At 72.1% G+C, this 14751-nt stretch carries 14 protein-coding genes and 1 pseudogene; 10 read left to right on the top strand and 5 right to left on the bottom strand.

The annotated features are described in order from the left end of the window. Positions 1-18 precede the first annotated feature (18 nt). The 6 genes from ribH (at position 19) to OHB56_RS08135 (ending at position 5080) form a co-directional block, all read left to right on the top strand. The gene (gene ribH / locus OHB56_RS08160) at positions 19-504 is read left to right on the top strand and encodes a 6,7-dimethyl-8-ribityllumazine synthase (RefSeq protein ID WP_326751660.1); all 486 of its coding nucleotides are present in this window, start codon (positions 19-21) and stop codon (positions 502-504) included. Between the two features lie 34 nt (positions 505-538). Then, positions 539-811 (top strand): phosphoribosyl-ATP diphosphatase, encoded by a 273-nt coding sequence (locus OHB56_RS08155; protein WP_010046365.1) that lies wholly within the window; start codon positions 539-541, stop codon positions 809-811. A 54-nt stretch (positions 812-865) separates the two neighbouring features. Next, the gene (hisG, locus tag OHB56_RS08150) at positions 866-1729 is read left to right on the top strand and encodes an ATP phosphoribosyltransferase (protein WP_326751659.1); all 864 of its coding nucleotides are present in this window, start codon (positions 866-868) and stop codon (positions 1727-1729) included. A gap of 25 nt (positions 1730-1754) precedes the next feature. Beyond that, a complete protein-coding gene (locus OHB56_RS08145) occupies positions 1755-2264 on the top strand; it encodes a PH domain-containing protein (protein WP_326751658.1) in 510 nt (169 codons plus the stop codon). A 279-nt stretch (positions 2265-2543) separates the two neighbouring features. Continuing rightward, on the top strand, positions 2544-3887 hold the full coding sequence (locus tag OHB56_RS08140) for a hemolysin family protein (RefSeq protein WP_326751657.1): 1344 nt from the start codon (positions 2544-2546) through the stop codon (positions 3885-3887). Then, positions 3884-5080, top strand: coding sequence for a hemolysin family protein (locus tag OHB56_RS08135; RefSeq protein ID WP_406352428.1), 1197 nt, complete (start codon positions 3884-3886; stop codon positions 5078-5080). Before OHB56_RS08140 ends, OHB56_RS08135 begins: the two co-directional genes overlap by 4 nt. Positions 5081-5164: 84 nt before the next feature. Here OHB56_RS08135 and OHB56_RS08130 read toward each other — a convergent pair whose 3' ends face one another. Further along, positions 5165-7033 (bottom strand): AAA family ATPase, encoded by a 1869-nt coding sequence (locus OHB56_RS08130; RefSeq protein WP_406352426.1) that lies wholly within the window; start codon positions 7031-7033, stop codon positions 5165-5167. Positions 7034-7462: 429 nt separating this feature from the next. Then, positions 7463-8083 carry a hypothetical protein gene (locus OHB56_RS08125; protein ID WP_326751654.1) on the bottom strand — a complete coding sequence of 207 codons (621 nt, stop codon included), beginning with the start codon at positions 8081-8083 and terminating at the stop codon, positions 7463-7465. Between the two features lie 351 nt (positions 8084-8434). Here OHB56_RS08125 and OHB56_RS08120 point away from each other — a divergent pair, with 351 nt between their 5' ends. From OHB56_RS08120 to OHB56_RS08110, 3 genes are all read left to right on the top strand, one after another. Further along, positions 8435-9808, top strand: a complete 1374-nt coding sequence (locus tag OHB56_RS08120; RefSeq protein ID WP_406352424.1) for a peptidase C39 family protein — start codon at positions 8435-8437, stop codon at positions 9806-9808. Between the two features lie 646 nt (positions 9809-10454). Then, a complete protein-coding gene (locus OHB56_RS08115) occupies positions 10455-10610 on the top strand; it encodes an SCO1431 family membrane protein (protein WP_107098660.1) in 156 nt (51 codons plus the stop codon). Positions 10611-10725: 115 nt separating this feature from the next. Beyond that, the gene (locus tag OHB56_RS08110) at positions 10726-11382 is read left to right on the top strand and encodes a TetR/AcrR family transcriptional regulator (RefSeq protein WP_326751652.1); all 657 of its coding nucleotides are present in this window, start codon (positions 10726-10728) and stop codon (positions 11380-11382) included. Between the two features lie 90 nt (positions 11383-11472). Here the strand turns inward: OHB56_RS08110 and OHB56_RS08105 are convergent. After that, a pseudogene (locus tag OHB56_RS08105) lies at positions 11473-12036 on the bottom strand (glycosyl hydrolase family 18 protein); the annotation flags it as partial. A 345-nt stretch (positions 12037-12381) separates the two neighbouring features. Here OHB56_RS08105 and OHB56_RS08100 point away from each other — a divergent pair. Further along, a complete protein-coding gene (locus tag OHB56_RS08100) occupies positions 12382-13557 on the top strand; it encodes an acyl-CoA dehydrogenase family protein (protein ID WP_055596745.1) in 1176 nt (391 codons plus the stop codon). Here OHB56_RS08100 and OHB56_RS08095 read toward each other — a convergent pair. Both OHB56_RS08095 and OHB56_RS08090 read right to left on the bottom strand, forming a co-directional pair. Beyond that, positions 13520-13837, bottom strand: coding sequence for a hypothetical protein (locus tag OHB56_RS08095; RefSeq protein ID WP_326751651.1), 318 nt, complete (start codon positions 13835-13837; stop codon positions 13520-13522). The genes OHB56_RS08100 and OHB56_RS08095 overlap by 38 nt on opposite strands. Positions 13838-14084: 247 nt before the next feature. Further along, positions 14085-14519: a hypothetical protein gene (locus OHB56_RS08090; RefSeq protein ID WP_326751650.1), complete on the bottom strand. Its 435-nt coding sequence runs from the start codon at positions 14517-14519 to the stop codon at positions 14085-14087. Positions 14520-14751 lie beyond the last annotated feature (232 nt).

Below are 14751 nucleotides of genomic sequence, written 5' to 3'. Positions count from 1 at the left end.
GAATCACCGAGGAGAGACGTGAGCGGCAAGGGTGCACCGGAACTGTCCGTACGCAACGTGGGGGACCTCCGCGTCGCCGTCGTCGCGGCGCAGTGGCACGAGAAGGTGATGGACGGACTGGTCGACGGCGCTCTGCGCGCCCTGCACGACCTCGGCATCGACGAGCCGACCCTGTTGCGGGTCCCCGGCAGCTGGGAACTCCCGGTCGTGGCCAAGGTCCTCGCCGGCCGAGGCTACGACGCGATCGTCGCCCTCGGCGTCGTCGTCCGGGGCGGCACACCCCACTTCGAATACGTGTGCCAGGGCGTCACCCAGGGGCTCACCCAGGTCAGCACCGACACCGGCGTGCCCGTCGGCTTCGGCCTGCTCACCTGCGACACCGAGGAGCAGGCGCTGGACCGCGCCGGACTGCCCGGCTCCACCGAGGACAAGGGGCACGAGGCGGTCACGGCGGCGGTGGCGACCGCGGCCACGCTGCGTTCGGTATCCGAACCCTGGCGGTGAGCAGCCCCCGACACCGCGTAGGGTAAGGACCACCATGTCCAAGAAGACGTTCGAGGAGCTCTTCACCGAGCTCCAGCACAAGGCCGCGCACGGCGACCCCGCCACCTCCCGCACCGCCGAACTGGTGGAAAAGGGCGTCCATGCCATCGGCAAGAAGGTCGTCGAAGAGGCCGCCGAGGTCTGGATGGCCGCCGAGCACGAAGGCAAGGAAGCGGCCGCCGAGGAGATCTCGCAGCTGCTCTACCACGTCCAGGTGATGATGGTCGCCCGAGGCATCTCCCTCGACGACGTCTACGCCCACCTGTGAGCGCGGGCCCCCCACCACCCCTGACACCGCCGGACCGCAAAGGAAGCCGACCTCATGCTGCGCATCGCACTCCCCAACAAGGGTTCACTGGCAGGCCCTGCGGCGGAGATGCTGCATGAGGCCGGCTACCAGCAGCGCCGGGAGTCGAAGGAACTGAGGATCGTCGACCCGGTCAACGAGGTCGAGTTCTTCTACCTCCGCCCCCGCGACATCGCCATCTACGTCTCGTCCGGCCGCCTCGACATCGGCATCACCGGCCGCGACCTCCTGATCGACTCCGGAGCCGAAGCCGAGGAGATCCTGCCCCTCGGCTTCGCCCGCTCCACCTTCCGCTTCGCCGCCAAGCCCAGCGCCGCCAGGAGCGTCGCGGACCTGAACGGCAGCACGGTCGCCACCTCCTACGAGGGCATCGTCGCGCGGTACCTCGCCGAGCAGGGCATCGACGCCTCCGTGGTCCACCTCGACGGCGCCGTCGAGACCGCCATCGAACTCGGCGTCGCCGAAGTCATCGCGGACGTCGTCGAGACCGGCACCTCCCTGCGCAACGCGGGCCTGGAGGTCATCGGTGAACCGATCATGACCTCCGAGGCCGTCGTCATCCGCCGTACCGGCGCCGAGGCCGGGGCCGACGACACCGTCGAGTCCAAGGTGGGCCAGTTCCTGCGGCGCCTCCAGGGCGTCCTCGTCGCCCGCACCTACGTGATGATGGACTACGACTGCCGGGTCGAGCAGTTGGAGAAGGCCGTCGCGCTGACCCCCGGCCTGGAGTCCCCGACCGTGTCCCCGCTGCACAACGAGGGCTGGGTCGCCGTCCGCGCCATGGTCCCCTCCAAGGACGCCCAGCGGATCATGGACGACCTCTACGACCTCGGCGCCCGGGCCATCCTCACCACGGCCATCCACGCCTGCCGTCTCTGACCCGGACCGATCCCGGAGCCGCACCATGCCGGACACCACCCCCGACACCACCCCGGATCCCGCCCCGGGCGCCCCGTCGGACCACCTGCCCGCCCTGCCCGTCACCTTCCGGCCGGGCCGCACCCGCGCGGTGCTGCTCAGCGCGGCCGTCGCGCTCTTCGTGGCCATCTCCCTGATCGCGCTGCTGCTGAAGCAGGTCAACCCGGGCGAGCGCCTCAGCTTCGTGTTCATCGCCGCCCTCCTGGCCGGAGTCCTGGTCCTGCTGGCCCGGCCCAGGGTCGACGCGGACGAGACGGGCGTCACCGTCGTCAACATCGTGACCCGGCGCCGGCTGGAGTGGGCCCAGATCCTTGGAGTGAACCTCCGTCCGGGTGATCCCTGGGTCTTCCTCGACCTCAGCGACGGCACCAGCCTGCCGGTGCTCGGCATCCAGCCGGGCATCGCCCGGGAGCGTGCCATCGCCGACGCGCGGGCCCTGCGGGCGCTCGCCGTGGCACGGACCACGACCCCCGGCCCCGGAACCTCCCAGGGCTGATCCGGAACGCTTCGGGGACATCTCGGGAACACGTCGGGGACACCTCGGGGTCGTCCACCCTGCCGCGGTCGCCCCTGTCTTGATTAATCTGTCGGACACGGGCGCGACGACCGCGCCCTCGCCCCTGCCGCCCCGCCCGGTGCCCCAGGGGCTCCAGCTATCCGAGGAGTGACCCTCTCCGGCGATGGACGGATCGTCCTGCAGTACGTGCGCCGCCCCCTGTCCACATAGCGCGAACCCGCTCCCCGAGGTCCGCGACCGTGCGCGAGCGGCGGCATCATGACCACCCCCCTGCTGCTCCTCGCAGCCGCATTCCTGCTGATTCTCGCCAACGGGTTCTTCGTGGCCGCCGAGTTCGGCCTGGTCACCGTCGAGAGGCCGGACGCCGAACAGGCCGCCGCCGGCGGAGACCGGCGCGCCCACCGGGTCGTCGAGTCACTCAAGGAACTGTCCTTCCAGCTCTCCGGCACCCAGCTCGGTATCACCCTCACCTCCCTGGTCGTCGGCATGCTCGCCGAACCCGCCCTCGCCGAACTGCTGCACGGCCCCGTCACCGGCATCGGCGTCCCCACCGGCGCGGTCTCCACCGTCGCCGTGGTCATCGGCATGCTGCTGGCCTCCGCCGTGCAGATGGTCATCGGCGAACTCGTGCCCAAGAACTGGGCGGTGTCCCGTCCCCTGCAGGTCGCGCGGTTCGTCGCCGGCCCGCAGCACGCCTTCGCCCGCGTGTTCCGCCCGGTCATCGCCGGGCTCAACGCCGTGGCCAACCGGCTCGTGCGCACTCTGGGCATCGAGCCGACCGCGGAACTCGCCTCCGCTCGCAGCCCCGGCGAACTCGTCTCCCTGGCCCGGCACTCCGCGCGGGCCGGCGCCCTGGAACAGGACACCGCGGACCTCTTCGTACGGACCCTGTCCCTGGCCGGGCTGACCGCGCAGCACGTCATGACCCCGCGCGTGAAGGTCAGCGCCCTGCAGGACTCCGCGACCGCCGAGGACGTGGTGAACCTGACCCGGGCCACCGGCCTGTCCCGCTTCCCCGTCTACCGGGAGCGGATCGACGAGGTCGTCGGCATGGTCCACCTCAAGGACGCCCTCGCGGTGTCCCCGCCCGACCGGCTGCGCACCCCCGTCGGCGGCATCGCCCGACCCGCGCTGCTCGTCCCCGAATCCCTGCCCGTACGGCCGCTGCTGGCACGACTGCGCCGCGGGCAGCCCATCGCGGTCGTCGTCGACGAGTACGGCGGCACGGCCGGCGTCGTCACCCTGGAGGACATCGTCGAGGAGATCGTCGGCGAGGTCCTGGACGAACACGACGACCTGCTGGGCGAGGCCTCCGAGCCCGTCCCCGCTCCGCCGGAGGACGGCAGCCCTGCCTGGGACGCCGACGGCAGCGTCCGCGTCGACGTTCTGCTCCGCATAGGCCTCGACGTGCCCGAGGGGCCCTACGAGACCGTCGCCGGCCTGGTCGCCGATCTGCTCGGCCGGATCCCGGCCGTCGGCGACCGCGCGGAACTGCCCGGCTGGCGGCTCTCGGTGCGCCGTGTCGGACACAACCGCGCCGAGCGCGTACGCCTGGTCCGGGCGGCCGAGGCGGCCCCGCCGCTCGTGGAGGCAGCCGGATGAGCCTGCTGCACCTCCTGTTCGCCGCGCTGCTCGTCCTCGCCAACGGCTTCTTCGTGGGCGCCGAGTTCGCGCTGGTCTCCGTGCGCCGCAGCCAGATCGAACCGCTCGGCACCGCACGGGCCCGCCAGGCCCTGTACGGGCTCGAGCATCTGCCGCAGATGATGGCGGCGGCCCAGTTCGGCATCACCGTCTGCTCGCTGACCCTCGGCGCGGTCGCCGAACCGACGGTCGCCCGCCTGTTGGAGCCGGTCTTCGGATGGATGCGTCTGCCGCACGGCATGGTTCATCCGCTCGGCTACGTCATCGCGCTCGCCGTCGTGGTCTTCTTCCACCTCGTCATCGGCGAGATGGTTCCGAAGAACCTCGCGATGGCGGCCCCCGAGAGGGCCGCGCTGTGGCTGAGCCCCGGACTGGTCTGGTTCGCCCGCCTGTGCAGACCCGTCACGGTCGCCCTCGGCGCCTGCGCCCGGGTTGTCCTGCGGGCCTTCCGCGTCGAGCCGAAGGACGAGATCGAGGCCGTCTTCACCAGCGAGCAGCTCAACCGGCTCGTCGGGGACGCCGGCCAAGCGGGCCTCCTCGACCCCGAGGAGGCGGAGCGCCTGGAGGACGCCCTGGAACTGGGCTCCCGTCCGGTGACGGACGTCCTGCTGCCCCGCGAGTCACTGGTGACGGTCGGCCCCGGGGTCACCCCGGCCCGGATCGTGGAGCTCACCGCCCGTACCGGCTACTCCCGGTTCCCGGTCGCCGTGGCCGACGGCGGCTTCATGGGGTACCTGCACGTCAAGGACGTACTCGACCTGGAGGAGCCCGAGCGGGCGGTGCCGCAGCGGCTCTGGCGGCGCATGCCGACCCTCGGGCCCGAAGTCCCGCTCGACGACGCCCTCACCGTGATGCGCCGCGCCGCCACCCACCTCGCCCAGGTGACCGACGCGTCCGGCCGGGTACGGGGCCTGGTGGCCCTGGAGGACGTCCTGGAACTGCTGGTGGGCGAGGTCCGGGACCCGGCGCACCACGAGAGACCGGGCACGCGGACGAACGGCGCGCCGCGTCCCGGCACCGGATCGCCGCCGCACTCCGGAACGCGTCCCGGCACCGGATCGCCGCCGGACAACGGAGCGCAGTCCGGCACGGGAGCGGCTGTCGGGGTGACCGAACCCAGGGACGGTGCCCAGAAGGGAGCGCTCACCGGCTGACGTCAGGGGCGCGGTGTTCCGGGAGCAAGCGCCGGAGCGCGTACCGGCGGGGTGCCGGGCAGGAACCGTGGGGACCCGTCGGTGTCACGCCGCCGGAGGGTCCTGCGGCCCCCGCCCGGACAGCACCTCCCCGTACGCCTGCATCAGATCCGGCAGCCGCAGCGTCGCCAGGTCCTCCCGGGTCAGCGTGCCCGGATACGCCGGATACGCCGACAGCCGCAGATCCCGGTACGCGCAGCTCTTCTCGTACAGGGTCCGCAGGAAGCGCCCGTTGCCCAGCTCGTCGATCCACCCCTGGTCCACCACGTGCCCGGCGACGGACCGCAGTTCGTCCAGTGCCTCCTCGTCCCACACGTCGCCGTTCTCGGCGGCCAGTACCTCGCCGATCGCGGTCAGTTCGAGGGGCCGGTAGGAGGGGAAATCGACGCGGGTGGTGAAACGGGAGGACAGACCGGGGTTGGCACCCAGGAGGCGGTCCATGCCCTCCGGGTAGCCGGCCAGTATGACCACCAGGTGGTCGCGGTTGTCCTCGGCCCGCTTCAGCAGAACCTGGAGCGCCTCGTCGCCGTACGCGTCGCCCTTGCCGTAGCCGGAGTTGGAGAGCGCGTAGGCCTCGTCGACGAAGAGGACCCCGCCGAGCGCGGAGTCGATCAGCTCGTTGGCCTTCACCGCCGTCTGGCCCAGGTACTCGCCGACCAGATCGGCCCGCTGGGCCTCCACGAGATGGTCGCCGCCGAGCAGCCCGAGGGCGTAGAAGACCCGGCCCAGGATGCGGGCCACCGTGGTCTTGCCGGTGCCGGACGGCCCGGAGAAGACGAAGTGCCGTTTCGGCGGCTGCACCGGAAGCCCCTGCCCGGCCCGCAGCCGCGCCATGTTCAGTTGTGCCGACAACGCCTTGACCTGGCGCTTCACCGGTTCCAGGCCGACCATGCGCTCCAGCTCGGCGAGTGCTTCCTCCAGGAGGGCGGGATCGGTGGGGCCGGTCGGCAGCGGAGTCACCGGGTCGCCCGCCCTCGCGCGCACCGAGGGGCCCGTGACCGGCGGCACGGGCGTGGGCGGCTCCTCCTCGGACAGCATCAGATCGCGGCCCTCGGTGTCGAACAGCGGGTCGAGGGTGTCAGGGCCGTCCAGCAGATCCCCGCCCGCCCCGCCGAGCGTGACCGCGCCGAGGTCGGCCGAGTCGTCGTAGCCGTCCCCTTCGGCGATGGCGGCGAGCCGGGCCGACGTGTCCATGAACGCGGGGTCGACCCGGTGCACCGCCCGGTAGAGGGGGAGTGCGGCGGCGCTGCGGCCGGTGCCCTCGTGGGCGCGCGCCAGCCAGTAACGCAGCTCCTTGCGCTGCGGCTGCTCGCTGCGGCAGCGCATCAGGGCCGCCGACAGCAGCGGTTCGGCCTGTCCGTACATCTCCAGACGCACCCGGGCCATCCCGCCGAACAGACCCGTCTCGATCCCGAGCAGCGGATCACCGTGCAGTGGGTCGGTGTGCCGGACCAACTGCTCCCAGTCCTTGACCAGATAGGCGCGGCAGGCGTGCAGGAAGCGAACCTGCGGGTCGGTGTCCACCGGAGGGAGTCCGGCAAGGGCGCGGTCCAGCTCGGGGACATGGCGGCCGTCCAGCCAGTGGGAGGCGTGCGCGAGCAGCAGATCGCGCGGGCTCTCCAGCACCGGCTGCACCCACCAGCCGAGCCAGTACCAGGAGTTGAGGGTGCGGTGGTGCCGGGCGCGCTGTTCGCCGAAGCGGTCCCGGTGCCGGAACATCCGCAGCAGCGAGGCCGTCGTGTCGACGCGCAGCGCGTGCAGACCGAGCCAGCCGTCCGCCATCCCCGGGTCGATCCGCACCGCGGCCCGGAACTCCTCCTCGGCCTGTGGATAGGCGCCCATCGTGTAGGCGTCCACGCCCCGCAGCCAGGCGAGGTCGGCAGGGGCTTGCGGGCCCTGCGTGCCGAAGTCCATCACGTCCCCCACAAACCGTGCCCCGTCGGTATGCCTTACCGGCCCTCGCCCGCTGGCTGCCCTGAGGCGAACCGCTGTGCCGCGGACCGGAGTTGCACGGTGCGCGAAGCAGCGTCCGTAGGCCGCACCGAAGGCATCGTACCTGCGGCGCCGCAACCTCCGTAGAGGGCCGTACCCGCAGGGGGACGACGGGGAAGAGGAGCGTCCGCACCACGCTGTGACCGAGGGTGATCGTCATATGCCGCTCGGCGTCCACGCAAGGTGAAGAAGTCAGAACGAAGCCCCCGATCACGGGGGAACAACCGGGGGCTTCGCGTCTGCGGGCGGCTCCGAACGGCCGCACATTGAGAACGTAAGACCTGTACGGTCCCCCGGTCAAGCGAAGTTGGAGCACTCCGGTGCCTTGCCCGGAAGGGGTTCTTCACAGGTTCAACACGTTGCGGACGATCCGTCACCGTGCGTGACGGAAGGGTTCGGATCGGCAGCCCCCGCAGGCCCGGGAAGCACCTCATATCCCTTATCGCACTCCCGAACCAGCCGGTCGGCGAAGGGACGTGACGGGTCGTCGGCGAAGTGCCGCCGCTCCGCCCCGACCCAGCCGTCCCAGAAGTCCCGCTGCTCCTCCCCGTCCCGCGCCCGTCCCCGCGACCAGGAGGCCTCCGCGGGCAGCTCCATCCACAGCAGCAGCGCCAGATACGGCCGCAGCGCCCGCCGCCCCGCGCCGACGCCCTCGACGACGACCACCGGGGCGGACGGCAGCGGGCGCGGCGGCCCGAAGGCGCGGGCCCGCCAGTCGTAGGGGGTGTAGGACGCCTGCTCGCCGCGGCCGAGCGGACCGATCACCTGGCTCAACAGCCGCCCGGTCCAGCCGAACAGCTCCTCGTGGCTGGCGATGTCGTCGAGCCGCAGCACGGGGGCGCCGTCCAGCGCGTCGGCCAGCCGCCCGGCGAACGTGGACTTCCCGGAGCCGGCGTGCCCGTCGACACCGACCAGCCGGACCGGTCCACAGGAGGGGGCGAGCCGGCGAATGCGGGAGACGAGATCATGCATGGCGGGTTTCCGGGGTGAGGCGGGTCGGGTGGGGGAGACGGTGGCGGAGTCCCACTCTAGGACCTGCTCGCCCTCACGGAACGAGCCGCACAGCCGCACAGCCGCACAGCCGCACAGCCGCCGGGCCGCCGGACCGGCCGAAACGCCGGGCCGCCTGCCGCCACCACGCGTGCCATTGGTCGAGTCCGATGACGGTCGGCGCGGCACGGCCCGGGGTGCTGGCGGGCCCAGCCCCGGTGCGTCCATAGTGGGCGGGCGTCGTCCCACCCGGTGGACACGGTCCCTCGGACCCGTGTCCACCGGGCGGGGCGACTCCGAGTCCGACTCCGACACCTGGGGGGTCCTTCGCCCATGAGCAGAGCCGAACAGCCGTCCCGCAGATCCCTCCTGGCCGCGGCGGTCGTCGCCACCGTCGCGTCGAGCGCGGGCCCGGCTTCCGCCGGCACCGCGACCGGCCGGTCCGCCGGCTCCGCGGATCCCGAAGCGGCCGCGGCCCGCCGCGTCGACAACCGGGCCTGGACCTCGTACGGCGACTGGCGCGCCGGCCGCGCCGAGGGCACCCGGGCCGTCGCGGGCGTCCGCCCCGGCCTGGTGATCGCGAAGGCGGCCGGCACCACCGACTACACCGATCCGCACACCGACCGCACCGCCGCATGGGAGTACGCGACCTGGACCTCGCCCGTCCACCGGCTCACCGTGCCGGCGACGGAGGCCATCGTCTCCTGGAACGCGCGCACCCCCGGCGGCACCTGGATCCAGACCGAGCTGCAGGGCACGTACACGGACGGCACCGACACCCCCTGGTACGTGATGGGCCGTTGGGCGGCCGACGACCAGGACATCCGGCGCACCTCGGTGGACGACCAGAGCGACGGCCGGAGCACGGTGTGGACCGACACCCTCGCCGTCGACGACGCGGCCTCGGGCCTGCGCCTGGTCTCGTACCGGCTGCGGCTGACCCTTTACCGCCGTCCCGGAACGAAGCTCACCCCGACCGTGTGGCGGCTCGGGGCGATGGGCTCCGACATCCCCGACCGCTTCACCGTCCCGGCGTCCACGCCCCGCACGGCCCGGGAGCTGATCGTCCCGCGCTACTCGCAGGAGATCCACAAGGGCCAGTACCCGGAGTACGACAACGGCGGCGAGGCCTGGTGCAGTCCGACCTCCTCGCAGATGATCGTCGAGTACTGGGGCGGCCGGCTCACCGAGGAGCAACTGGCCTGGGTCGACCCGTCCTACGCCGACCCGCAGGTGTGCCACGCGGCCCGCCACACCTACGACCACCAGTACGCGGGCTGTGGCAACTGGCCGTTCAACGTGGCCTACGCGGCCACCTTCGAGGGTCTTCAGGGCGTTGTCACCCGGCTCGGTTCGCTGACCGACCTGGAGACGCTGATCGCGGCGGGCGTCCCGGTCATCACGTCCCAGTCCTTCCGGGAGGAGGAGTTGACCGGAGCGGGGTACGGCACCGCCGGGCATCTCATGACCGTGATCGGCTTCACTCCCGACGGCGACGTCGTCGCCAACGACCCCGCCTCCCCGGACAACACGTCGGTCCGCCGTGTCTACCGGCGCCGCGAATGGGAGAACATCTGGCTGCGGACGAAGCGATACGACGCGAACGGGAAGGTCAGAGGGGGAACGGGTGGAGTCTGCTACATCTTCTGGCCCGTCGGTTCAACACCACGTCAGCAGCGCGTTCTGCGGTCGCTCGGACTGACCTGACCACCAGGGAGACGCTCCTTCCCGCGGCGGCGAGGGCGCGGGCGATGAAGCAGCCGGTGGGGCCGGGCACCTCCGGGGCGAAGCCCGCGCGCTCGGTGCAGCGCTGCGGATACACCTTGGCACCGAAGGGGCCGAGTACCCGGGGACCGGCCGTCGGCTCGCTGGGGCCGGGCGCGTCCCGGCCGGCGAGTCGATGTTCCTCCGGCACGACGAGGTGCAGGGGGCCCTCGACCGGCGCGGCCCACTGCGGGCTGGAAATCCGGGCCGGCTGCTCGCCCGCTCCCGGGCCGTGATCCCGGTGACGGGGGCCGGCAGCCCGGCTTCCCTCCAGGACCGGGGCCGGGCTGCGGAGACCGAGCTGAGCACGGGAGCCGGGGCAGCCAGAGACCGCTCTGCCGGCTGAATGCCTGCGCTCCCGGGCGGTGCCGGACGGTGCACCGGTACCCGGGAGCCGTACAGCTCGGCACCTGCGCCGAACCGGTCCGTGCGGCGGGCTCCGTCCGGTCGTCCGAAGGGCGTCGGAGGGCCCGCCGCACGGACCGGCACGTACCGTGTGACCAAGCTCTCGGCCGCAAAAGCCGCCTGCGGTGGCAAGGTGGACAGGGTCGTGGGGGAGTCCACGGCCCCCCGAGACCAGCGAGAAGCCATGACCGCGAACGCAGCCACCGTCACCGCCCCCGCCGTCCCCGGTGCTCGCACCGGAGGCCCCCGGGAGGACGGCCCGAAGATCCTCGAGCACCTCATGGGATGGATCCTCGTCGTGGTCGTCGCGATGTTCGTGACGCAGCTCGGACTCCTCTGACCTTCGGGCCGCGCCGGCCTTCGGGCTGTTCCGGGCTCCGGACGGCTCCGCCCTCCCCCGAGGCCGACCTGCCATACTGCGGATGTCCCGCCCTCCGCAGGAAACCAGGTGAGGATTGAACATCAGTCAGCAGTCCGCCGTGCGTCCCGGAGCGCGCAGCACCGAGCGTTCGCTGGCACGTCGTGCCGAACTCATCGCCATCGGCAGGAAACTGTTCGCCGACACGTCGTACGACGCGCTCTCCATGGACGACATCGCACGTCAGGCGCATGTTGCCAAGGGGCTGATCTACTACTACTTCCACTCCAAGCGGGGCTACTACCTCGCCATCATCCAGGACTCGGTCGCAGGCCTGGTCGCCTTCGCCGCGGGTGGTGTCGAACTGCCGCCCGCCCAGCGGGTGCACCGCACCGTCGACGGCTATCTGCGCTACGCCGAGCACAACCAGGCCGCGTACCGCACGATCGTCAGCGGCGGCGTCGGCTTCGACGTCGAGGTGCACGCCGTCCGGGACGGGGTGCGCGAGGCGATCGTCGCGACCATCGCCGAAGGCGCGTACGGGACCGCCGACATCACGCCCGTGGCGCGGATGGGCCTGCTGTCCTGGGTCTGCAGCGTCGAGGGCGCCACCCTCGACTGGATCGACCGCCCCGGGCTGCCCCGCGAGACCATGTGCGAGCTGCTGGTGAAGACGCTCGGCGGAGCCATGCGCGCCATCGAGGAACTGGACCCCGCGCACCCGGCCCCGGAGCCCGCCCGCCGCGACGCCTGACACGACGGACGCCGCGCCTGGGGCGGAGGTCCCCCGTGGAACCTCCGTCCCAGGCGTGCCCGCCCGCGGCTACCTGACCGCGCCGATCAAGTCGATGTCGATGCCGTCGAAGACGTCGGCCCACTTCGAGCTCTCGACCAGGTCGTAGCAGGACCGGGCGAACGCGGCCGGGTCCTTCGCGGCTTCGCCGAAGCCGCCGGACCAGGTCCAGCCGCCGAACGACCACAGCACCTTCAGGTCGGGGTGCTTCTGCTTCAGCTCGCGCAGTTGGTTGAAGGTGCCGCGTAGCGGCTGGTCCCAGGTGTCGGCCACGCCGTCGACGGACTCGGCGGCGGTGTAGGCCCGCTCGGTGGCCGCGTAGGCGTCGCCCATCGCGCACTTGCCGCCGGTGACGTTGCCGAAGGCGTAGTTGATGTGCGTGAGCTTGTCCGCGGAGCCCGAGGTCTCGATGTTCTTGACGTGGTACGCGCGGTCGTAGGTGCCCCATTCGGTGAAGTACCCGATGACCTTGGAACCCGCGGCGGCCTCCTGAGCCGGGGCCGCCGCGGCGGCGGTCGAGGCGCCCGAGCCGGCGAGCAGTCCGGCGCCGAGCGCGGCGGCGCAGGCGGCGGACACGAGTGCCCGCAGGGGGCGATGGGGGTGAGGGGACGGCATCCGGTGTGTCTCCTCGTGGGGGAGGGGAAACGCGAGTCGTTCGACATGAACACGGTGTGGCGTGAACGCGGTGACTCGATGGAGCGAAACAGTAGGAGGACTAGACCAGTGCGGTCAATGGTGCGGACCAATTCCGGTGTCCGGAAAATTCTTGGAGTAAGCGGTCGTTAACAAGTGACGCGCCCTGCTCGATCGGGCATACTCACAGCTCACAGCGGCTGGCCGGCTGTCTCCGAGACCCGGAGGCCGATCCCTTGGCCAGGCGCCGGAACAACCCCGGCGGAGCCGCCCCCAACCCGAGGCGCAGAACCGCCGTCATGCCCGAACAGGGAGGAGAGCGTCGCCATGTCCGACCACGCCCCGCAGCCGGTGGACCGGCAACTGCCCACGGACGAGGCGCGGGACCTGATCTCGCTCGTCCGAGACATCGCACAGCGCGAGATCGCCCCGAAGGCGGCGGAGGAGGAGGACGCGGCCCGCTTCCCGCGCGAGGCCTTCGCCCTGCTCTCCGGCTCCGGACTGCTCGGCCTGCCCTACGACTCCGCGTACGGCGGCGGGGACCAGCCGTACGAGGTCTACCTCCAGGTCCTCGAGGAACTTGCCGCGGCCCGCCTGACCGTCGGCCTCGGGGTCAGCGTGCACACCCTCGCCTGCTATGCGCTCGCCACCCACGGAACCAAGGAGCAGCAGGCCGAGTACCTGCCGGTGATGCTCGGCGGGGACCTGCTCGGCGCCTACTGCCTCTCCGAGCCCTCCTCCGGGTCGGACGCGGCCTCACTGCGCACCAGGGCGGTGCGTGAGGGCGGGGGAGACTGGACGCTCACCGGCACCAAGGCATGGATCACGCACGGCGGCATCGCGGACTTCTACACCGTCATGGCCCGCACCGGCGAGGAGGGCCCGCGCGGAATCACCGCGTTCCTGGTCCCCGGCGACGCCGAAGGGCTGAGCGCGGCCGTACCGGAGAAGAAGATGGGCATGAAGGGCTCGCCCACCGCGCAGGTCCACTTCGACGGCGTACGGGTCTCCGACGACCGGCGGATCGGCGAGGAGGGGCAGGGCTTCGCGATCGCCCTGTCGGCACTGGACGGCGGACGGCTCGGCATCGCGGCCTGCGCGATCGGCCTGGCGCAGGCCGCGCTCGACGAGGCGCTCGGTTACGCGTCCGGGCGACGGCAGTTCGGGCGGCCGATCGCCGACTTCCAGGGGCTGCGGTTCATGCTCGCGGACATGGCCACCCAGATCGAGGCCGGGCGCGCGCTGTATCTCGCGGCGGCCCGACTGCGGGACGCCGGGCGGCCGTTCGCCAAGCAGGCGGCCATGGCGAAGCTGCACTGCACCGACACGGCGATGCGGGTCACCACCGACGCCGTCCAGATCCTCGGCGGCTACGGCTACACCGCGGACTTCCCGGCCGAGCGCTACATGCGCGAGGCCAAGGTCCTGCAGATCGTCGAGGGAACGAACCAGATCCAGCGCATGGTCATCGCCCGCCATCTCGCGGGGCCGCAGACGAGCTGAACCGACCGAGCCCCTGCCAGGGCGCCGCGAGCCGGACCCACTCCGGGTCGTGCCGTCCGGGCAGGGCACGGCCCTCGTCGGCCCAGGCCCGCATCAGGTCCCGGTAGATCGGCGGATCCGGCAGCTGGGGCGGTGGCGGCGGCGCAACGGGTACGGCCAGCGGCGCGACCGCGGTGCGGACCATGGACTGCGGTGCGGGCTGCGGTTCGGACGGCGGTTTGGACGGCGGGGCGAGGGCAAGTCGTTGACGCCCGGTCGTCGAGCGCGTGGGGGTCGTCATGCCTGGGCAACGCGGGAGCGGCCGGGCAGGTCACCGACCGCCCGAATAGTGCGTGCGTTCGCGGCCGACCGGATGAACGGCCGGCCCCGGACGGTCCGGCTTCCGGCACCCGGCGGCGCACCGCGCAGTGCGGTCGCGGTGCGCCCGGCGGGAGTGACGCGCGTGCGCCGGTACGCCGGGTGCGCCCGGCGCGTCCGGAGCGCTTCCGTGGGCCGGCCCGGCTCCGGACGGGGCGGCCGGGGACGGCTCAGGCCGCGTGGCGCCGCATGGCGGGGATCCTCATCGGGCGCGAAGCCGGACCTCCGACGTGCGAGAACGGCTGGGTGCGCCAGTCGAGTCCCTGAGGGAGCGTCAGCAGCAGGGCGGTGTCCTGCTCCTGGGGCGTCGCGGACTCGTCCGCCGGCCGGGCGTCGTCGGCGCTTCGGCCCGTACCGGCGCAGACCGTCAGCCCGAACGGGTTCCACGGCGTGGCGCACAGCGCGTGCTCCGGCAGGACCTCCTCGTCCGCGAGCAGGGCGATCGGCTGCGCGCAGTCCGGGCACACGACCCGGTACATCTCGAAGGTGTCGTACGCGTCGAGTTCGTCGTCGAACGCGTCGGGATCGACGTACTCCGGGACGAGTTCGACGACCGGCTGCTGCCGCTTGGGCGTGCTGCGACCAGGGCGCTTAAGACTCTGCATGGGTTCTCCCCCTCGGGCTGGGCCGTGAAGGCGCTGCGGCCTCGACCACAGCAAGCACTTCCCGTCCCCCATGGGGGGTAATCACGAGAACATCACGGAGACCGTTCGAATGCTGTGGCGTTCGTCACACGTCAACCGTGGTGCCCCCTGCAACGGCTTTGTCCCCCGCCCGGGACGGGACGGCGCCCGGCACATCACGAACCGGCCATGACCTGGACGGCTCAGGTATCCG

Source organism: Streptomyces sp. NBC_01635, assembly GCF_045209715.1.
Lineage (GTDB): Bacteria > Actinomycetota > Actinomycetes > Streptomycetales > Streptomycetaceae > Streptomyces > Streptomyces hirsutus.
Note: the sequence above shows the minus strand (reverse complement) of the source record. Positions and strands in the feature narration are given on the sequence as shown.